Here is a 19,373-nt window from a genome sequence, read left to right as displayed (position 1 = left end):
AGGTAAAGCAGTGAGAGCAAATGGAGCAATCAATATTTCATGCTGCCAGCTCTGCTTGCGCTTTATCCAGCCAAGGTGGTGATAAAAACAAAGCCGAACCATCTGGGTGATGATTCGGCTTTATCTCAAAGCGTCAGATGGCCACCATTTAGGTGGCCCCGCACTTTCCTCAGGCCGGAGCCAGTGCTTTTACACGGGCAGACAGGCGGGAAATTTTGCGGGCCACTGTGTTGTGGTGGATAACGCCCTTGGTGGCCGCACGCTGGATTTCTGGCTGAGCAAGGCGCAGTGCTTCGCGCGCAGCGCCATGATCACCAGCTTCAACTGCGGTTTCTACTTTCTTGATGAAAGTACGCATGCGGGATTTGCGGGCGGTGTTACGAGCAGTCCGCTTCGCGGTCTGCCGGATGCGCTTACGCGCCGAAGCGATATTCGCCATGAGTTTCTATTCTGTCCAGCACTTAAGAAAGATTAAAAGGGCAGACACGCCGGAACGCGCTACCCAAAAGAGTAAGCGGTGCTGTAATGCACCTAAGCGCCTTCCGTCAAGCTTCTTCCGTGCCGACCACTAGGATTTTACCCGTTTTTCTGCCTTTGGGGACAAAAAAATGTGGATCGTCCGGCCTGTGTTATCTGCTGCACGCCAGAACATGCGGGGGTGCCGGGGCAATTGGGGCATGGTTTGCCCGTTTGCCCATATACCCGCCATGCGTGCTGGAAGTATCCTAGCCCGCCTTCTGGCCGCACATAATCTTTCAGGCTGGAGCCACCCGCTTCTATGGCCTCTTCCAGCACATCTCGTATGGCTTGCGCCAATTTGCAGGCTTTGGGGGGCGTAAGATTGCAGGCTGGCATGGTTGGAGCAATGCCAGCCCGAAACAGGGCCTCGCACACATAAATATTGCCCAACCCCGCCACAACCTTCTGATCAAGCAGAAAAGGTTTGATAGGCATCCGCCTGTTCTTACTGGCTGCTAGTAGGGTTTTGGGGGTAAAATCAGGCTCAAGTGGCTCAGGCCCCATGCCTACCAGCAATGGGTAGGTATCTTCCTGATCTGTGGGCACCAGGTCCAGCATACCAAACCGGCGCGGATCTATGTACCCGCAGCGCTTTCCGTCCTGCAGAATCAGCACGACGTGTTCATGCGGTAACGGCTCGGTTGGAGAATCGAGAAGCACACGCCCAGACATGCCCAAATGCCAGATTATGGACATTCCACCAGACAGGCGCATAAGAATATATTTGCCCCGGCGACGAAAGCCTTCTATCCGGCGGCCTTTGATTGTTTGTGAGAAATCGGCAGGAATCCGCCATCTCAGGTCGTGACGGCGCACAATTGCTTCTTTGATGGTACCGTTTTGCAGGGCAATCTGCATCCCGCGCATTACGGTTTCTACTTCAGGGAGTTCCGGCATGGCTAAAAAGCAGGGTATAGGGGAACCCCATGACCGACAACAGCTTTACGCCCTCCCCCGCTTCTTCTGACGCAACAGTGGAAGAAACGGATTTCGGCTTCCGTTCCGTAAGGAAGGAAGAAAAGAAAAACCTTGTTCGTGACGTGTTCGATAGCGTTGCGGGCAAGTATGACGTGATGAATGACATCATGTCCCTTGGCATCCATCGGGTATGGAAGCGTATTTTTGTAACAGAGCTTGGCCCGCAGCCCGGCATGTCTTTGTTGGATCTGGCCGGCGGCACGGGTGATATCACCTTTGGCTGGCTAAAGGGCGGCGGCGGCTCCGCTATCATGACCGACATCAACAGCAGCATGCTGTCTGTTGGGCGGGACCGGGCCATTGATCGTGGTTTTGTGTCTGACCTGTCCTTTTGCGTTGTGGATGCAGAAGCCATTCCGCTGCGTGATATGTCAGTAGATCGGGTTTCCATCGCTTTTGGCCTGCGCAATTGCACGGATAAAATGGCCGTGCTGCGTGAAGCGCGGCGCGTGCTCAAGCCGGGCGGACGTTTTCTGTGCCTCGAATTTTCTCGCGTTCAGGTGGCGGCTCTGGCCCCTATTTATGATGCGTGGTCTTTCAAGGTGCTGCCAGCCATGGGCAACCTGATTGCCAAGGACCGTGACAGCTACCAGTATCTGGCAGAAAGCATCCGCACCTTCCCGGATCAGGAAACACTTGCAGAGATGTTCCGTGAGGCCGGGTTCTCTCACGTACGGTATCAGTCTCTTTCCGGCGGTATTGCAGCCATTCATTCCGGCTGGCGCGTGTAAGGCCAAAGGGTATGGATGTGGCTTTGCCTTCCCGTTCCATTCTGCTCATTGTGGGCGGCAGTATTGCTGCCTTCAAGGCGCCGGAGTTGGTGCGCCTGCTTAAAGGTGCGGGCATGCAGATGCGCTGCGTGCTGACGGAAGGTGGAAGCCAGTTTGTAACGCCCCTTACCCTGCAAGCGTTAACTGAGGAGCCGGTTTATACAGACCTGTTCTCTTTAACGGCTGAGCAGGAAATGGGGCATATTGCACTTTCCCGCTGGGCAGATCTTGTTCTTGTCTGTCCTGCATCTGCCAATTTGCTGGCGCGCATGGCGGCAGGTCTGGCGGATGATCTGGCCAGCACGCTTTTATTGGCCACAGATGCGCCTGTTATGGCTGTTCCCGCGATGAATGTGAGAATGTGGGAGCACGCCGCCACGCAGGATAATGTGGCCACGTTGCAGCAGCGCGGTGTGCACGTTGTGCCGCCAGCCATTGGCCCTATGGCGTGTGGTGAGTTTGGCGCAGGCCGTATGCCAGAACCTGCCGATATTCAGGATGCCGTATTGGCCTTTTTTCGCCATCAGCAACAGCAGAATGGCCCCTTGGCGGGTAAATCTGTTCTGGTAACGGCAGGCCCTACGCATGAACCTCTTGATCCTGTGCGGTATCTGGCCAACAGGTCATCCGGTAAGCAGGGCTATGCCATTGCTGCAGCATTGGCAGACCTTGGGGCAACAGTTACGCTGGTAAGTGGCCCAACTACGCTACGCGCTCCTGCCGGTGTTACATATGTTGCGTGCGAAACGGCTTGCCAGATGCTGGAATGCGTTAAGGCTGCCGCTCCGTTTGATGCAGCAGTCTGTACCGCAGCGGTAGCAGATTGGCGGCCTGAGGTGCAGGCTGGGCAAAAGATTAAAAAAATCAGCCGCGATGATGTGCCCGCTCCTATTCGGCTGGTGCCTAACCCGGATATTCTGGCCGAAATTTCGGCCCCCGGCCCGCAACGGCCCGCGCTGGTTGTAGGGTTTGCGGCGGAAACAGAAAAGGTTGAAGCGCACGCAACTGCCAAGCGCCAGCGCAAGGGATGTGACTGGATTGTTGCAAATGATGTAAGTGCTGGCACAGGTATTATGGGGGGTGATAGGAATCAGGTTGTTCTGATAACCGCCCAAGGAAGTGAACGCTGGCCGCATATGCCAAAGGAAGAAGTTGCACAAAGGCTTGCTTCCCGCATGGCAGATTGGTTTACAGAAACCTGATAGACTGTTTTTGAAATTTTTATAGAGGCTTGTTTATGTCTGCACCCATTTCTCCTTCGGCTGATCTTAGTGTGCAGGTGCAACGCCTCCCTCATGCACAGGGCCTTCCCCTACCCACCTATGCCACGGCAGGTGCCGCGGGGATGGACCTGCTGGCCGCAGTAGCAGAACCCGTGGTGTTGCTGCCTGGCGCACGGGTGCTGGTGCCAACAGGGCTGCGTATTGCTCTGCCCCGTGGGTACGAACTTCAGGTGCGCCCTCGCTCTGGTCTGGCTCTTAAGCACGGCATCATTCTCCCCAACTCTCCCGGCACAGTGGATGAAGATTATCGCGGAGAACTGGGCGTTATTGTGCTGAATGCCGGGCAGGCTCCATTTACCATTGAACGCGGCATGCGTATTGCGCAGGCCGTTGTGGCACCCGTAACACGGGTGGTATGGGCCGAATGTGATGAGCTGGATGAAACACAGCGCGGCGCAGGTGGGTTTGGCAGTACGGGAACCGGAGTGCCATGAACAGAAGCTGGATGAACCTTGTACCTAGGCCACAAGGTTCGTCTTCTCTGCCTTTACGTTATCTGAACAGCGCAGATGCCCTGCTGCTTTTGTGTCTGGCTGCAGCGGCAATAGCGCTTGGGGCGGCGGTAAGGCACATGCTGGGGCCATTGGTGGCACCCGCTAGCATGCCCATACATCTGGATATGTGGCACCTACCCGGTTACGCGTTGCGTACAACTATACGCATGTTTGCGGCTTTGGCGTGCTCATTGGTGTTTACGTTTGTGTATGCAACGCTGGCCGCAAAAAGCAGGCGTGCAGGACAGATTTTGGTGCCGCTGCTGGATGTGCTGCAATCTGTTCCCATCCTTGGGTTTCTGTCTTTTACCATCACGTTTTTTCTGGGATTGTTTCCAGGCCGCATACTGGGCGCAGAATGTGCGGCCATTTTTACCATTTTTACCAGTCAGGCATGGAACATGGCGTTGGGCATGTATCAGGGCTTACGGTCTGTGCCGCCTGAGCTGGAAGAAACAGCCCGCTGCTTTGGTCTGACAAGCTGGCAAAAGTTCTGGCGGCTGGAAGTGCCCTGCACCATTCCATCTCTGGTGTGGAACGCCATGATGTCCATGGCCGGTGGCTGGTTCATGGTCGTGTATTCTGAAAGCATTACTGTTGGCAGCACGGATATCACCCTGCCGGGCATAGGCTCCTATGTGGGTATGGCCATAGATCAGCAGAATATTGGTGCTGTAGCCGCAGCCATTGTGGCCATGATGGTTGTTATTTTGGTGTACGATCAGGTGCTGTTCCGGCCTTTGGCGGCATGGGCTACACGCTTCAGGTTGGAAAGCGTGAACGCAACCCAAGTTGTGGAACCGTGGTTTTTGCGGCTGGTGCGTCGTACACGTTTGCTGCGGATGTGCGGGAATGCCCTGCTCTCTGTTGGCCGGCGTATCAGCTACCTGCCTCTGGGCTCTCGCCCCGATACCATGCGGGTCGATGCGGATGAGAGCACTGGTGGCACGGATTGGCTATGGTGGGGCTTTCTTCTGCTCGTCTGCATCGGGGCTTCATGGCAGGTGTGGGACTATGCCCATACGCATTACACACTTGGCCAGATTGCCTATGTATTTGGGTTGGGCGGCATAACATTGGTGCGTGTGGTCAGCATGTTGGTGCTAGCTTCGTTAATCTGGGTGCCTGTAGGTATCTGGTGCGGGCTGGACCCAACGCGCGCCCGGCGGGCGCAGATACTGGCGCAGTATGGGGCAGCTTTTCCGGCCAACCTGTTCTTTCCGGTATTTGTGGTGGTGATTGTGCATTTCCGCTTAACCCCGGATATCTGGCTCACTCCCCTGATGATTTTGGGGGCGCAGTGGTACATCCTGTTCAATGTTATTGCCGGGGCATCCTCTTTCCCATCCAATCTGTTGGAAGTTGGCCGAAATCTTGAAGTAAAGGGTTGGTTCTGGTGGCGGCGTATCATCTTGCCGGGCATTGCGCCTTATTACCTTGTGGGCGTTATGGCTGCTGCAGGTGGCGCATGGAACGCAGCCATTGCATCGGAAGTGGCGCAGTGGGGGGAAACAACCCTAACGGCTCATGGTCTGGGCGCTTATGTTGCGCAAAGCACTCAGCTTGGAAACATTAGCAATGTTGGGTTGGGTACGGTGGTGATGTGTGTATTTGTCATGTTCACCAACGCTTTGGTATGGCGGCCCTTGTCTGACTTCGTGGCACGCCGCCTGAAACTGAACTGAACCGGATAGATAGCAATGGCATCTGGCCCAGAGAAAAAAACATTTCCATCCGGCTCTGTTCTGGCAGAAGCACGCAATGTCAGCCGTTTTTACCATAAGGACAGTGCCGCCGATGTGCAGGTGCTGGATAATATCAGCCTGACCCTGCATGCCGGAGAAATAGTGGGCCTGCTTGGGCGGTCTGGCTCTGGCAAGTCCACCCTGCTGCGTATTCTGGCAGGTTTGTTGCCGCCTTCATCTGGTGAGGTATTGTGGAAAGGGCAGCCTCTACATAAACCCACGCAGGAAATTGCCGTGGTGTTTCAGTCTTTCGCCTTGTTTCCGTGGATGACGGTGGAGGAAAACGTAGCACTGGGTTTGGATGCGCGCGGTGTGCCTGCGGCAGAGCGTGACAAGCTGGTTGATGATGCCATAGATCTGATTGGGCTTGGCGGTTATGAAAACGCATGGCCCAAGGAACTTTCTGGCGGCATGCAGCAGCGTGTAGGGCTGGCGCGCGCCTTGGTGGTGCATCCTGATCTGCTGCTGATGGATGAGCCCTTTTCTGCCCTAGATGTGCTGACAGCAGAAAACCTGCGGACAGACCTAATTGAGCTTTGGTCAGAAGAAAAGCTGCCGGTTCAATCTATGCTGATTGTGACGCACAATATCGAAGAAGCCGTGCTGATGTGTGATCGCATCGTGATTGCGTCTTCCAACCCCGGACGCATTGCGCATGTGTTGCATGTGCCGTTTGCACACCCACGCAACCGCGAAGATGCAGAGTTCCGCCAACTGGTGGACCACATTTACGCATTGATGACACAACGCGCCCCCATTGTTTCCGAAGCAGATCTGGCACGCCGCGGCGCGCCGCAGGGGGCAGCCCTCACCCGCTCCTTCCGGGCTTTGGTGCCTGTTTCCATCACTATGATGATTGGGATGATGGAAGCCTTGGCCGCTCCCCCGCTGAATGGTCGGGCAGATTTGCCGGTATTGGCAGAAAAGCTTCAGCTTGAGCTGGATGATCTGTTCCCATTAGGTGAATCTCTGGAGCTTCTGCGTCTGGCAGAGCTGGAGGATGGGGATATTCTTCTCACCAATGAAGGCGTGCATTTTGTTTTGAGTGATCTGGATGAGCGCAAGGCCATTATGGGCCACGCGCTGCTGCATAATGTGCCATTGGTGCGGATGATCTGCACTCTACTGGATGAACGGCCTACACACAGCATTAAGGCAGAACGCTTCCGCAGTGAGCTGGAAGACAGCATGTCTGCCGATTACGCACGCCAGACACTCCAGACCATTATTGGCTGGGGCCGGTTTGCCGAACTGTTTGACTATGATGAAGAAGGAGACCGCTTCTTTCTGGAAGATGAAACTTCCGAATAAGCAGTCTGCTCTTTATGCGGGGTTGAAGTAACGCGCAAATTCCTTGCGGGCTTTAGCCACTTTGGGGCTGATAACCACCTGACAGTACCCCGCCATGGGGTTGCGAGCGTAATAATCAAAATGCGCTTCTTCCGCAGGCCAGAAAGTGGTGAGAGGCTGAATTTGCGTCACTACAGGCTGATCGCCCCAGATTTTTTCCTGCGCGATGTCTTGCTTTGCACGTTCTGCAATCTGCTTTTGCTGGTCGTTTTCATAAAAAATGACGGAGCGATACTGCGTGCCCTTGTCATTCCCCTGCCGGTTCAGGGTGGTGGGGTCGTGCATAACAAAGAAGATGCGCAGAATTTCAGCGTAACTGATAATGGCCGGGTCAAACTCCAGCCGGATCACTTCGGCATGGCCTGTCTGCCCGGTGCACACCTGCTGATAGGTAGGATGCTGCATCGTACCACCAGCATAACCCGGCGCAATGGAGAGAATACCCTTCATGCCGCGGTAAACGGCTTCTAGGCACCAGAAGCATCCACCGCCTAATATTGCTGTTTCCATGCTTCTGTTCTCCTTTCCTATGTGGGCAAATAGCCTGCCAGCAATTCAACCAACAGGCTATATCGGCTCGCGCGGTTGTTACCCGATACGAGACAGAGCGGCCTTCAGACGCACACATTCACCCTGCTGTGCTTCCAGGCGCTCCCGCATTTCCTGCACCACTTCCGGTTTAGCGCGCGTGACGAAGTTTTCGTTGCCAAGTTTCTTTTCGGTTTTGGCAACTTCATCTTCCGCCTTGCCCAGTTCCTTTTTCAGACGCGCGCGTTCGGCATCCAGATCAATCAGCCCTGCCAGCGGGATAATAAGGGTTGCCTCATCCACTACTGCCTGTACGGAGCCATGTGGAATATCCCCCTGCAACGGTGCAACTTCCGAAACGCGCGCCATACGGCCAATGGCTTCCTGCCAACGCTGCGCGTGCTCCAATGTTTGCGGCAAGGCGTCTTTCAAAAAGACTGGGGCCTTCTGTGCTGGCGGCACGTTCATTTCAGCGCGCACCGTGCGGATTTCCGTAATCAGGCGGATAATCTGATCGCACTCTGCCTGAGCGGCTTCTGCACCGGCTGGTACAACAGGTTCTGGCCAGCTGGCAGAAATAAGGCTGCCTTCTGCCCCATATCCAAAGGAATGCCACAGTGTATCCGTTACAAACGGAATAACAGGTTGCAGCAGACGCAGGATAACGCCCAGAACATAAGCTGCTACCGCGCGAATTTCGGCTGCTTCGGCTTCATCTGTGGAATTGAATACGGGCTTTGCAAATTCCAGGAACCAGTCACAGAAGCGGTTCCATACAAAGCGGTAGCAGCTGAGCGCGTATTCATCAAAACGATAGGAATCCAGCGCCCGCGTTGCTTCCGTAATGGCAGCAGCAGCTTCCGCAATAATCCACCGCCCTAGCGGAGATTTCACGGTTGCTGGGTCAAACCCTTCTACAGGTTTAACGCCGTTCATTTCGCAGAAGCGTGCAGCGTTCCAGAGTTTGGTGATGAACGCGCGGTAGTCTTCCACCCGTTTGCGGCCCAGTTTGACATCTCGGCCAATGCCGGTAAGCGCGCAAATGGTAAAGCGCATGGCATCCGCACCGTACTGATCAATCAGTTCCAGCGGATCAATACCGTTACCTTTGCTCTTGGACATCTTCTGCCCGTGCTCATCGCGCACAAGGCCATGAATGAAGATGTTGCGGAACGGCACATCGTGCATGAAATGCTGGCCCATCATCATCATCCGGGCAACCCAGAAGAAGATAATATCAAAGCCTGTTACCAACACATCAGTAGGGTAATACCGGGCGAGCTCTGGTGTTTTATCAGGCCAGCCAAGTGTGGAAAACGGCCACAGGGCGGAAGAAAACCACGTGTCCAGCACGTCTTCATCACGCCGCAGTTCTACGGGCTTGCCGTAATGGGCGTTGGCCTGTGCCTGTGCATCGGCGTCATCATGCGCCACAAACACGTGTTCATCCGGCCCGTACCATGCCGGAATACGATGGCCCCACCAAAGCTGGCGCGAAATGCACCATGGCTGGATATCACGCATCCATGCAAAGAAGGTGTTTTCCCACTGTTTGGGAATAAAGCTGGCACGGCCAGATGTAATGGCCTCCACTGCTGGGCCAGAAAGTTTACCGGCATCGCAATACCACTGTGTGGTCAGGCGCGGCTCAATAACCGCTCCACCACGTTCAGCATGTGGTACCTGGTGGCGATGGGGCTCGATTTTTTCCAGCCAGCCATTTTCTTCCAGACGGGCAACAATGGTTTTGCGTGCTTCCTCGCGTGAAAGGCCAGACAGGCTACGCACAAAGGCCGGATCGGCCAACCCTTCAACAGCGCTCAGGTCCTGCTCAATTTCATCCAGCACAACACGGGCCTGATCATCCAGAACAGAGATCATGGGCAGGTTGTGGCGGCGGCCGACTTCGAAGTCATTAAAATCGTGCGCAGGGGTAATTTTAACCGCACCCGTGCCTTTTTCTGGGTCCGAATGTTCATCTGCAACAATCGGGATCAGACGGCCGGTGAGTGGCAGGCGAACGGATTTGCCAATCAGGTTTTTATAGCGTTCATCTTCTGGGTGAACAGCTACCGCAGTATCGCCCAGCATGGTTTCTGGCCGCGTGGTGGCAACCGTAATTGTTGCATCCCCGGCACCTTCAACTGGGTAGCGAATATACCACAGGTTACCGGCAACATCCTTGCTTTCCACTTCCAGATCGGAAATGGCGGAGCGGAAAACCGGGTCCCAGTTCACCAGCCGGCGGTCACGATAAATCAGCCCTTCGTTGTAAAGAGTTACAAACACTTCCCGCACCGCGCGGGAAAGGCCTTCATCCATCGTGAAGCGTTCACGCGGCCAATCGAGCGATGCCCCAAGGCGGCGCAACTGCTTTGTAATGCCGCCGCCGGACTGCTCTTTCCATTCCCACACGCGTTCGATAAACGCATCACGGCCCATTTCCTGGCGGGTTTTGCCTTCGGTGGCCAAGGTGCGTTCCACCACCATCTGGGTGGCAATGCCTGCGTGGTCTGTGCCGGGCTGCCACAGGGTGTCAAACCCCTGCATGCGCTTCCAGCGGATAAGTGTGTCCTGCAATGTCATGGTCAGGGCATGGCCCATGTGCAGGGTGCCGGTAACATTCGGCGGTGGAATCATAATGGTGAACGGCTTTTTGCCGCTGTTGGGTTGTGCAGAAAATGCCTTTCTGCTTTCCCATAATTCGTACAGGCGTGTTTCTATCTGGGCCGGCTCAAAAGACTTGTTCAGCATATGTATTCCACCACACAACGTAAAAAAGGCGGCAGGCATGTACTGCCTCCGCCTTTGCAGAGCAATCATCCGGTTTTAAGCAGCGCACCCGTTACTGAAATGTGTGCGTTCACCCAGTAACGGCGTGTCTGTTTTCCGGTATTACAGACCGCGCTGCGTCAGACGTTCCACTTCCTTCCGGACAGCAGCCTGCACGATGCCTGCAAGATGTGCATCCAGCCACTTTTTAAGGAACACGCGCACTTCCTGGCGCACGATATCTTCAACAGTCAGAGACCCTTCATGTGAAATAGCCACTTTTCTCTCCTCATGCTCTCTTAGATACTTATCCTGCAGTGTTTTCTGCAGAACAGCGAATGAATTTGATGTATCTGACATGGTTTCGTCATTCAGGGGGATTGGGAGAGGACCAGACATATCGTGTTCTGCCTTTTCAGTTAGCGGGATCTGTCTCAGATCAGTTACGGATAGGATACCGTCATCATGAGCGATAGGTGATGACTGCACAAGAGCCGCGTCTTCTCCCATATTGACTGGATGATGAGCCGAATTGTCGGGCTGGCTGGCGTGATGATCCGGCTGTGATTCCTTCACAAGCCCTTCCATCATGGAAGGTGAAAGAATCAGCATATCGTCGTCTTCATCACCCTCAGCGGAGTCTGTGTCCGAAGAAGGGGGAGCCATGGCTGCCAGATGCTCATCATGCAGGGTCTGCCGGATAGAAGACAGCACATCTGCTACTGATTTACCTGTACCTTCAGATGGATCCTGTGACGATGCCATACAATAACCCCTGCCCTTACCCTTACTGTTCAGCTTTTAGCGTCCTGGCTGGCTGACCGCATAATCGTTCAGCCCCCATAGACGGTCTTTTACAGCGTTATAGTAAGCTTTGTCATCATAAAGAGGAACATTCAACTTGAGATCGGCTGCCGTCAGGCGGCCAATGGCGGCTGCAACGTTGTACGAAGTCAGCACCATATTGCTCAGGCTTTGTACAAGGGCCACCTGTGCCTGTAACAGAGTTTGCTGTTGCTGCAAGACTTCTAGTGTTGTGCTGGTACCTACAATAGCCTGCCGTTCCACCCCATCAAGGGCCACGGTGCCTGCCTGAATAGCGGCGCGGTTACTGTTAATTGCGGCTTGATAGGCAACCAGTTTCTGCCAGTTTGAAACGGCATCCTGCGCGGCTGTTCTGCGCTGCACATCAACTTCACGGTGTGCTGCTTGCGCCTGCTGTTTGGCCTGCCGCACGGCTGAATATTCTGAGCCACCCTGATACACCGGGACATTGAAGTTGATGATGGCGTATTTGTTTTCGTCAATCTGGTTGTTCAGGCTTTGGTTAACCTGCCTGGAATAGGCCAGAGTGGCGGAAACTTTGGGCATGATTGCCGCCATTGCAACAGCTACCGCATCTTTTTGGGAAGATTCGGTAAACAGCGCATTGATAACATCTGGATTGTTTTTAACCGCCATGGCGGCGGCCATCTGTTCATTTTTAACAGGCAATACCAGCGGCTGCGGCGGCACCAGATTAGGTGGCGGTGCCATGCCCACAATCTGCATATATGTGGCCTGAGCAGTCTGGAGTGTGCCTTCAGATTGCTGGCGGGTGGCCTTGGCCGTTGCGTAGGCAGATTCAGCCTGCGCAACGTCTGTGCGGGTAATTTCCCCCACACGGAAGCGTTCATTCGTGGCGCGAAGCTGTTGCTGAAGCACGCGTTCGTTGTTGATGTTCAACTGTAAAAGCTGTTCATCCTCAATAACCGACACATATGCATTCACAACCTGCTTGAACACTTGCTGTTCAGCGGAAATCAGATGTGCACGGGCTGCCATAACCTTGTTGACAGCCTGATGTGTGGAGGCCGTTGTTTTGCCACCCGTATACAAAGGCTGGTTAACACTTACGCCTGCCGTATAACCAGGGGTATTATATTGGCGAATATAACCGGTGGAAGGCTGATCGGCCTCCCCTTGGTAATCGTTCACACCCTTATAGTATGACAGACCAACGGTGCCAGTTACAGTGGGCCGCCAGCCAGCCAAGGCGGTTGGCACTTGCTCATCTGTAGCACGTAAGGTGGCGCGCGCTTCCTGAAGGGTTGGGTTTGTCAGATAGGCTGCGGCAAGCGCTTCCTGTAGCGTATGTGGCACAAAGGTTGGCGAACCACTGCCATCGTATTTCTGTCCCCATGCAGTGGAACTGCATAGCAAAACAGCCATACCTACCCCTGCTCCGCAAATACGCCGCATCTGATACTCCTGATTCAGTTACCGTATTGCCGCTTAAGGCACTGCTCATGCCACGATACTGAACCTATTTCTACAAATTTGTAATCAGGTGCGGCAGAATATCTTTCTAAAAGTTTATTTCTAGAATTCAAAAGTAATGGGTGCGGCAAGATCTGGCAGTAAGGGGAGCTGTGTTTCAAAAAGGTTAGTGACAATAAAACTGGACGCACTTTCCGGCTCTCTCATGGCGACAAAGGCTTTTGCCAATGTGTTGGGAGAGGCCATTACGCCAGCCATAGTGCCGGACGCTGCAAGTTGAGCAGCACAAAAGGCAGGGAAACGCAGAATGGCACCATCAAAATAAATAACATCATAAGGTACATTGCCTGCTGCGCCCTCGCTGAGAGGGGCGATGACCCATGAAACGCTAAGGGCTTCTTGCTGGCAAAAGAGCTGCCCCTGTTCGGCCAGACGTGTGTTTGATTCAAGCGCAGTAACATTAGCGCCAAGAGCAGCAAAAAGTGCTGCCGTGTATCCGGTGGCTGCCCCCACAACAAGAACCTGCGCCTTTTCTATCGGCAGAACAGCCTGCACGAGGCGTGCTGTAAGCAGCGGTTGTGGCAAAACACGTCCCTGCCCCAGAGGCAGCGTGATATCTGCATAAGCAACAGAGTGCTGGTCGGGCATAACACAACATTCACGGGGCAATTCCCGCATGACCGACAGTAATGAGAGGTTTGTAATTTCTGAAGGGCGAAGCTGATCGTCCACCATTAGGTTACGTGCTGTTTCCATATCTTTATCTTTTGGATACGGCATCGGGTAGGAATTCTGCTGTCTTGCGGCCTGAAATGTCACGTTTTCCCATCCCTTGCGGTTAAGGTTTATGCCCTTTGCGGTTCCTGCCAGATCAAGGGCAAAACATTTTGTGACACACTGATTTAAAATTCGCACGACACAACGGCTTGACCAATCCGCCAGAACAGGAGATAAGGCACCCCATCACCCGATGGTCTGGTGGCAGAATGGTGATGCAGCGGACTGCAAATCCGCGAATGTGGGTTCGATTCCCGCCCAGACCTCCATCTCCCTACGAAGCTAAAAGACAATGCTTGACATTTTCCGCAGAAAACTGCGGTTGTTGGCTCTTGTTCGTATGACATGGAATGACCCGGTGAGACTCGCAGAGACAAAAATTTCGGGGGTATATTTGGGGGTATCGCCACAGGTGTGGGGGTATCGGTGCTAACAGACGCAGCAATTCGCCGCGCAAAGCCTCAGGACAAGCCCTACAAGCTGGCAGATTCGGAAGGCCTTTATCTGCTCGTGAATCCAAACGGGAGTCGGCTCTGGCGCCTGAAGTATCGGATGAGCGGCAAGGAAAAGCTGCTCTCCTTCGGCAAATACCCCGAAGTCTCTCTGGCTGGTGCGCGAGAAGCCCGAAACAACGCCAAGGCTGAAATACAGCAAGGCCGAGATCCATCCTTAACGCGGAAGCAGCGCCAAGCCGAGGCAGCCAATACCAAGAATCACCTGCGGGCTGTTGGAGAGCATTGGCTTAAGGTCAACGCAGCCAACTGGAGCGGCGTGCATCTGGAGCAGGTGACGCGCAGCCTGGAACGCTTTGTCTGGCCATCCTTAGGGAATATCCCGGTAACGGAAATTACCCCGCCCATGGTGCTATCCGTGATTGAAGGCATTGCCCGCACCAATGCCAAGGAAACAGCCAGACGCGTACGCCAGCGCCTATCGGCCATATTTACCTATGCCATCGCCCGGGGGCTGGGAACGGAAGATCCGGCTGCCGTGGTTAAAGGTGCCCTGCCCCCTTTGAAAAAAGGCCACATGCCGGCCATTACCAATCTTTCCGAATTGCGTGAGATGATGCGCGTTGTGGAAAGCCTGCCAGCGCACCCGGTCACGATTCTGGCAATCCGCTTTCTGGCGCTTACAGCCGTGCGCCCTGGCGAAGTCAATGCCATGCCATGGTCTGAACTGAAGGGCGATATCTGGTCTATCCCTGCGGAGCGCATGAAAATGAAGCGTGGGCATGTGGTCCCACTCTCCCGGCAGGCTATGGATGTGCTGGAAGCAGTAAAGACGCTCACCGGCCGTGGCCCGATGGTTTTCCCCAATGCCCGCTGGGCGCATCGTCCCATGTCCGAAAATGCTATGAGCAGCCTGCTGAAGCGTGCGGGCTACTTTGGTATCCATGTACCGCACGGATTCCGCTCTTCCTTCTCATCCATCATGAATGAAAAGCGCCCGGAAGACCGAGCTATCATAGACCAGATGCTGGCTCATGTGACACGCAACCAAGTTGAGGCCGCATATAACCGGGCCGAATATAGGGAAAGAAAGCGTGAGCTGGCTCAGGAATGGGCAGATATGCTGCTGGAGGGGTTTTCTCCGGCAGTTTTATTGCTGAATCGGCCGCGTAGGTAATGAAGTGTTAAGGATATTGATTGGGGGCATAGAGTAAAGCTGGTTCACCGCAGAGCATCGCCTTCACACGGCGGGGGTCACAGGTTCAATCCCTGTCGCACCCACCACGGTTTTTCCTAGATTTCTGCGGGTTTTAGCTAATTTATGGAATGTTAGTTTGTTCCAGTCAGACCCATTTTATCCGTAACCGGCCGCTCTGGGCCGCCTTGATTATGCGGCCTGCCTGTGCAGTGTATTCACGGGTTTCCAGTTCCATGGCAACAGTTCGTGGAGCCGGTTGATCTTGTGCTCGTTGATACGGGCCAGGACGTCGGCGAGGTAATCGTGCGGATTAAGCCGGGAGAGTTTTGCGCTTTCGATAAGCGTCATGGCATCAGCGATGTTGTCGCCCCCGGTGTCGGATCCGGCAAAGAGATAATTTTTTCGCCCCACGCATACGGGCCGTATGGCCCGTTCGGCAGGATTGTTGTCGATGGCGACACGACCATCTTCGAGGAACAGGGTAAAGGCCTTCCACCGGTTGAGCGCATAACGGATCGCTTTTGCCAGTTCCCCCTTTCCAGGGATACGGGCAAGCTGTGTTTCGCACCATGCGTGGAATGCTGTGACACGGGGGCGGCTTTGTTCCTGTCGGACAGCCAGACGATACGGGGCCGGGTGTCCGGTGATCTGGCGCTCGATATCGTAGAGCTCTCCGATCTGTTCAAGTGCTTCCCTTGCGATTGTCGAATCACTGCCCTTCCAGACATCATGGAAGGCCCGGCGGAGATGAGCCCAGCAGGCCGCTTCGCGCACATGCACGGTTCCCGTTGCATCGGGTTTATACAGATCCCTGAACCCCGCGTAGGCGTCAGCCTGCAGAATGCCCCGGAACTGTGCCAGATGGGTCTGGGGATTGATCCCCTTGCGATCGGGAGAGAACCAGTAGGCCACGGCGGGCGGATCACTCCCGCCCCAGGGGCGGGGATCGCGCAGATAGGTCCAGATCCGCCCTTCCTTCACACCACGTGGTTTCCCAGCCTGACGCAGGCGAGGATCAAGAACCTGGATGGGTGTATCATCGGCATGCAGCAGGTCTGCCTTTACGACATCCTGACGGATCAGATCTGTGAGAGGACGCAGAACGGCAACGGCCTGACCACACCAGTCGATCAGGGTTGAACGGGGAATGTCCACACCCTGACGGGAAAAGATCTCATTCTGACGATAAAGCGGAATGTGATCATCGAATTTTGAGACCAGGATATGGGCCAGCAGCCCGGGGCCAGCCATGCCCCGTGGGACAGGGCGCGACGGTGCTTCAGGCTGTACCATTGTTTCGCAATGACGGCAGGATTTCTTCAGCCGTGCCGTTTCGACAACTTTCAGTTTTGCCGCAATAAAGTCCAGTATTTCGGTGACATCTTCGCCAACGAGGCGTAGGGGACCGCCACAGGCGGGACAGGCCTCGCCCGGGTCGAGAACAATACGCTCCCGTGGTGTCGTGTCGGAAACCTTTGGTTTGCCGCGCCGTCTGGGGGAAGAGACCACACCATCGCTGTCATCGTGCTCCCTGATGTCAGGAGAAGGATCGGCTGCCGCGATGGCGATTTTCACATCTTCAAGAAGCAGTTCGAGCTGTTCAATCTCACGGTCTATCTTTTCTGAACTGGCCCCGAATTTCTGTTTCTGAAGACGCGCGATCCGGATTTTGAGAGACTGGACAAGAGCTTCATACGCACGGGCTGAAGCGGAAAGCCGAGCCACTTCGGTCTGCAGGGAAACAATCATTTCCCTCAGGATATCCGGATCATCAGGCAGGACCGCGGGCGCATGCGTCATTATGAAAAAATAGCAGAAAACCCAATAAAAGACAAAAGGTTCTGCACGATCACGCCATAAAAATCAGGCCACGCGAGACGGTGGCGCAGACCAGGAAGGTCGTCTCCACTCCATGCCTTCCCACAGCATGGCCATCTGTGCGGCTGTCAGGCGTGCAACGCCCTCTGCCGGCGAGGGCCATGGAAAACGTCCCTTCTCAAGAACCTTGTAATAAAGACAGAACCCCTGACCGTCCCACATCAGAAGCTTGATCCTGTCCCCACGGCGACCACGAAAGGCAAAGAGCGCCCCTGATGTCGGGTTCTGACGCAGCACGTCCTGTGCCAGTGCAGCCAGACCCGATATCCCCTTGCGCATATCCGTAACCCCGCAGGCCAGATAGACGCGCACACCGTTGCCCACGCCAATCATGCTGTCTCGGCAATCCGGATGATCTTCGCCAGAAACTCTTCTGCAGGATGTCCACTCACCCTGATACTGCGGCCATTACGCAGCATAATGGCCAGCCCTTCATTATCATCGCCAGAGACCAGAGCAGGTGTCTTCACTGCAGCGACAGGAACAAACGCCACAGACTGATCCGGGGAAGACAGTCTTTGGCGGAAAGACGTCCGCCATTGGTAAAGATGTTGACGGGTCAGGTCATGCCGACGGGCCACATCCGATACACTTGCCCCGTCCACACCAACTTCAGCCAGTATCGCAAGCTTGCGTTCATCCGACCAGCGGCGACGGCGTTCAACGCCAATCAGGATTTCTTGAGCCATAGCTACCTCCCAAACAACGTCAATAACGACGTCGTTAACGACGGTAACTTACCAGGCACAATCCTCACTCATAAGGCGGTCTCAAGCGGCCGCTTACTTTTATCCCTATCAGAATCGATAAATCATCATCAAATCTGTGCAAAATCCGTGCACGATTCGGAGCCTGTTTAAGCGGGCTTGCTTGTCTCATCCATCATGAATGGAAAGCGTCCGGAAGACCGAGGCATCATAGACCAGATGCTGGCTCATATGACGCGCAACTAGGTTGAGGCCGCGTATAACCGGGTCGAGTATCGGGAAGGAAAGCATGAGATGGCTCAGGAATGGGCGGACATGCTGCTAGAGGGGTTTGCTCCAGCTGTGTCATTGCTGAACAGCCCGCATAGGTAATTATTTTTTATTTTTAAACATTAGGTTATTTTCAGCCTCTAAAAAATAAGGAAAGAAGCTACGTTGATTTTTTATTTTGATGATATCATGTACAGTAATCGTATTGGCTTTTTGGCGTTCACCACCTGTTGGAGTGATCACTTCTAAGTCTGGATTTTCGATAATAGCAGCATGAACGTCGTCAGCATGTGCTGGGGTGTTGTTATAAATATTTTTGTAGAATTCTGTCATAGACATTGCATCGCCGACATCCGTTACAAGACGTGGAATATCTCCAAGAAGTTCTTCTTTGGCTGAAGCGCGCCCTTTGTTGTCAAAAAGGTACAATGTACCATTTTCATGACGTGGATCATAAGACAGCATGTTTAAACCTGAGCGACCAAAATGTGCCTGCAGACTGGCGTTATCATGCAGTATGTTGTTATAAACTTGTCGTGCCCTATAGGTATTAGAGAAATGAAGCATCCAATACCACCATCCATCAGGATTATGGATTGAAAATGGGCTGACATAGGGGGCGCAATATCGGAAAGCGTCAAAAACAATTTTCTCGGCAGTTCCAAGCCACTGTCTTTGATTCATTTTATCACTAAGAGCGTTTATATCACCATCTGTGATATTTAAGTGCTCAAGCTGCTTTCTTAGAACTTCATGATTGTTCTTTTGTAAAAAAGCTAGCAAGGAGCTAATCATAAAAGTGTAAAATATTTCTGGTGCAGCATAGGAATGCATGATGTCGGTAATTGTACTTCTCTTGACGTGAATATGTCCGCACTGATCTAAATTAAAGATCACATTGCGATAACGTCCTTGTCCCAGCATCTGTTTGATCGTGGGATAAGCATCTTCAAAAAATTTATTCAAATAAATGATACGTAGATGTAATTTAGGGCACGTTTCCTTAATATTTGCTTCCAGAGGAGCGACATGTGTTTTTAGAAGTTCTACAACAGCTTTTTCTGCATCATTAAATATGAGCAGACACTCAATTTCAATGGGATCTAGCCCCTTCTCTGTACGGTTAATATTTACATGTTGTGTTGCTCGTTTTAACTCTTCAATAAAAATCAGCGGAGAGCCTGAAGTTCCACATCTGTATCGTCCTCCCCCAGAAAATCCATCTACAATGGCTAAACGAAAACGTGTTTGTTGTGGTACTTGGCAGCGAACGGTTAAATAATCGAAAAAGTATTCCCGAAGAATTTTATGTTTCCGTTTGGAATGTTCAGGAAGGTTTGCTCCATCTCCCTCGACCCATTTGTATCGCTTTTCAACCATATCATTCTTTCAC

The 19,373-nt window shown here is 53.6% G+C and carries 17 protein-coding genes and 1 tRNA gene; 7 read left to right on the top strand and 11 right to left on the bottom strand.

The annotated features are described in order from the left end of the window. Positions 1-169 precede the first annotated feature (169 nt). Both rpsT and mutM read right to left on the bottom strand, forming a co-directional pair. A complete protein-coding gene (gene rpsT, locus FCN51_RS26275; protein WP_012812907.1) occupies positions 170-439 on the bottom strand; it encodes a 30S ribosomal protein S20 in 270 nt (89 codons plus the stop codon). Between the two features lie 137 nt (positions 440-576). After that, entirely contained in the window at positions 577-1,416 is an 840-nt protein-coding gene (gene mutM, locus FCN51_RS26270; RefSeq protein WP_012812908.1) for a bifunctional DNA-formamidopyrimidine glycosylase/DNA-(apurinic or apyrimidinic site) lyase, read from the bottom strand. 29 nt (positions 1,417-1,445) lie between these two features. Here mutM and FCN51_RS26265 point away from each other — a divergent pair, with 29 nt between their 5' ends. Genes FCN51_RS26265 through FCN51_RS26245 form a run of 5 tightly spaced genes read left to right on the top strand, consistent with a single transcriptional unit; the run spans position 1,446 to position 7,100 of the window. Continuing rightward, entirely contained in the window at positions 1,446-2,228 is a 783-nt protein-coding gene (locus FCN51_RS26265; protein ID WP_003625501.1) for a class I SAM-dependent methyltransferase, read from the top strand. Positions 2,229-2,239: 11 nt separating this feature from the next. After that, entirely contained in the window at positions 2,240-3,469 is a 1,230-nt protein-coding gene (coaBC, locus tag FCN51_RS26260; protein WP_310257190.1) for a bifunctional phosphopantothenoylcysteine decarboxylase/phosphopantothenate--cysteine ligase CoaBC, read from the top strand. 35 nt (positions 3,470-3,504) lie between these two features. After that, complete coding sequence (dut, locus tag FCN51_RS26255) at positions 3,505-3,984, top strand: dUTP diphosphatase (protein ID WP_124295389.1); 480 nt, start codon at positions 3,505-3,507, stop codon at positions 3,982-3,984. After that, positions 3,981-5,729, top strand: coding sequence for an ABC transporter permease (locus FCN51_RS26250; RefSeq protein ID WP_310257185.1), 1,749 nt, complete (start codon positions 3,981-3,983; stop codon positions 5,727-5,729). The genes dut and FCN51_RS26250 overlap by 4 nt, the downstream gene beginning before the upstream one ends. A gap of 15 nt (positions 5,730-5,744) precedes the next feature. Beyond that, positions 5,745-7,100, top strand: a complete 1,356-nt coding sequence (locus tag FCN51_RS26245) for an ABC transporter ATP-binding protein (protein ID WP_003625493.1) — start codon at positions 5,745-5,747, stop codon at positions 7,098-7,100. Positions 7,101-7,112: 12 nt separating this feature from the next. Here the strand turns inward: FCN51_RS26245 and msrA are convergent, their stop codons facing one another. From msrA to FCN51_RS26220, 5 genes are all read right to left on the bottom strand, one after another. Then, the gene (gene msrA / locus FCN51_RS26240) at positions 7,113-7,649 is read right to left on the bottom strand and encodes a peptide-methionine (S)-S-oxide reductase MsrA (RefSeq protein ID WP_310257181.1); all 537 of its coding nucleotides are present in this window, start codon (positions 7,647-7,649) and stop codon (positions 7,113-7,115) included. 78 nt (positions 7,650-7,727) lie between these two features. Further along, complete coding sequence (locus FCN51_RS26235) at positions 7,728-10,421, bottom strand: valine--tRNA ligase (RefSeq protein ID WP_310258526.1); 2,694 nt, start codon at positions 10,419-10,421, stop codon at positions 7,728-7,730. A gap of 141 nt (positions 10,422-10,562) precedes the next feature. Then, positions 10,563-11,204 (bottom strand): DUF2497 domain-containing protein, encoded by a 642-nt coding sequence (locus tag FCN51_RS26230; RefSeq protein ID WP_310257179.1) that lies wholly within the window; start codon positions 11,202-11,204, stop codon positions 10,563-10,565. A gap of 36 nt (positions 11,205-11,240) precedes the next feature. Then, the gene (locus tag FCN51_RS26225; RefSeq protein WP_310257177.1) at positions 11,241-12,680 is read right to left on the bottom strand and encodes a TolC family outer membrane protein; all 1,440 of its coding nucleotides are present in this window, start codon (positions 12,678-12,680) and stop codon (positions 11,241-11,243) included. A gap of 120 nt (positions 12,681-12,800) precedes the next feature. Beyond that, a complete protein-coding gene (locus tag FCN51_RS26220) occupies positions 12,801-13,478 on the bottom strand; it encodes a protein-L-isoaspartate O-methyltransferase family protein (protein ID WP_310258524.1) in 678 nt (225 codons plus the stop codon). Positions 13,479-13,670: 192 nt separating this feature from the next. Here FCN51_RS26220 and FCN51_RS26215 point away from each other — a divergent pair. Together FCN51_RS26215 and FCN51_RS26210 are read left to right on the top strand one after the other, a co-directional pair. After that, a tRNA-Cys gene (locus FCN51_RS26215) sits at positions 13,671-13,744 on the top strand. A gap of 157 nt (positions 13,745-13,901) precedes the next feature. Then, complete coding sequence (locus FCN51_RS26210) at positions 13,902-15,104, top strand: tyrosine-type recombinase/integrase (protein ID WP_310257174.1); 1,203 nt, start codon at positions 13,902-13,904, stop codon at positions 15,102-15,104. A gap of 210 nt (positions 15,105-15,314) precedes the next feature. On the opposite strand, the gene tnpC is transcribed toward FCN51_RS26210, so the two are convergent. The 4 genes from tnpC to FCN51_RS26190 form a co-directional block, all read right to left on the bottom strand. Continuing rightward, positions 15,315-16,925: an IS66 family transposase gene (gene tnpC / locus FCN51_RS26205; protein ID WP_006115450.1), complete on the bottom strand. Its 1,611-nt coding sequence runs from the start codon at positions 16,923-16,925 to the stop codon at positions 15,315-15,317. A gap of 63 nt (positions 16,926-16,988) precedes the next feature. Then, the gene (gene tnpB, locus FCN51_RS26200; protein WP_012812355.1) at positions 16,989-17,336 is read right to left on the bottom strand and encodes an IS66 family insertion sequence element accessory protein TnpB; all 348 of its coding nucleotides are present in this window, start codon (positions 17,334-17,336) and stop codon (positions 16,989-16,991) included. Further along, positions 17,333-17,692 carry an IS66-like element accessory protein TnpA gene (tnpA, locus tag FCN51_RS26195; RefSeq protein ID WP_012812356.1) on the bottom strand — a complete coding sequence of 120 codons (360 nt, stop codon included), beginning with the start codon at positions 17,690-17,692 and terminating at the stop codon, positions 17,333-17,335. The genes tnpB and tnpA overlap by 4 nt, the downstream gene beginning before the upstream one ends. 390 nt (positions 17,693-18,082) lie before the next feature. After that, entirely contained in the window at positions 18,083-19,360 is a 1,278-nt protein-coding gene (locus FCN51_RS26190; RefSeq protein ID WP_310257172.1) for a three-Cys-motif partner protein TcmP, read from the bottom strand. Positions 19,361-19,373 lie beyond the last annotated feature (13 nt).

Origin of the sequence: Acetobacter pasteurianus (assembly GCF_009914215.2) — a bacterium.
Taxonomy (GTDB): Bacteria; Pseudomonadota; Alphaproteobacteria; order Acetobacterales; family Acetobacteraceae; genus Acetobacter; species Acetobacter pasteurianus.
The sequence above is the reverse complement of the archived record's forward strand: the minus strand, read 5'-3'. Positions and strand labels throughout refer to the sequence as shown.

Excerpts from the sequence above, each read along its gene's own strand:
- FCN51_RS26235 (WP_310258526.1), bottom strand. The coding sequence starts at position 10,421 with ATGCTGAACAAGTCTTTTGAGCCGGCCCAGATAGAAACACGCCTGTAC.
- FCN51_RS26230 (WP_310257179.1), bottom strand. The coding sequence starts at position 11,204 with ATGGCATCGTCACAGGATCCATCTGAAGGTACAGGTAAATCAGTAGCA.
- FCN51_RS26225 (WP_310257177.1), bottom strand. The coding sequence starts at position 12,680 with ATGCGGCGTATTTGCGGAGCAGGGGTAGGTATGGCTGTTTTGCTATGC.
- FCN51_RS26250 (WP_310257185.1), top strand. The coding sequence starts at position 3,981 with ATGAACAGAAGCTGGATGAACCTTGTACCTAGGCCACAAGGTTCGTCT.
- msrA (WP_310257181.1), bottom strand. The coding sequence starts at position 7,649 with ATGGAAACAGCAATATTAGGCGGTGGATGCTTCTGGTGCCTAGAAGCC.
- dut (WP_124295389.1), top strand. The coding sequence starts at position 3,505 with ATGTCTGCACCCATTTCTCCTTCGGCTGATCTTAGTGTGCAGGTGCAA.
- mutM (WP_012812908.1), bottom strand. The coding sequence starts at position 1,416 with ATGCCGGAACTCCCTGAAGTAGAAACCGTAATGCGCGGGATGCAGATT.
- tnpC (WP_006115450.1), bottom strand. The coding sequence starts at position 16,925 with ATGACGCATGCGCCCGCGGTCCTGCCTGATGATCCGGATATCCTGAGG.
- rpsT (WP_012812907.1), bottom strand. The coding sequence starts at position 439 with ATGGCGAATATCGCTTCGGCGCGTAAGCGCATCCGGCAGACCGCGAAG.
- tnpA (WP_012812356.1), bottom strand. The coding sequence starts at position 17,692 with ATGGCTCAAGAAATCCTGATTGGCGTTGAACGCCGTCGCCGCTGGTCG.
- coaBC (WP_310257190.1), top strand. The coding sequence starts at position 2,240 with ATGGATGTGGCTTTGCCTTCCCGTTCCATTCTGCTCATTGTGGGCGGC.
- FCN51_RS26245 (WP_003625493.1), top strand. The coding sequence starts at position 5,745 with ATGGCATCTGGCCCAGAGAAAAAAACATTTCCATCCGGCTCTGTTCTG.
- tnpB (WP_012812355.1), bottom strand. The coding sequence starts at position 17,336 with ATGATTGGCGTGGGCAACGGTGTGCGCGTCTATCTGGCCTGCGGGGTT.
- FCN51_RS26220 (WP_310258524.1), bottom strand. The coding sequence starts at position 13,478 with ATGCCGTATCCAAAAGATAAAGATATGGAAACAGCACGTAACCTAATG.
- FCN51_RS26265 (WP_003625501.1), top strand. The coding sequence starts at position 1,446 with ATGACCGACAACAGCTTTACGCCCTCCCCCGCTTCTTCTGACGCAACA.
- FCN51_RS26190 (WP_310257172.1), bottom strand. The coding sequence starts at position 19,360 with ATGGTTGAAAAGCGATACAAATGGGTCGAGGGAGATGGAGCAAACCTT.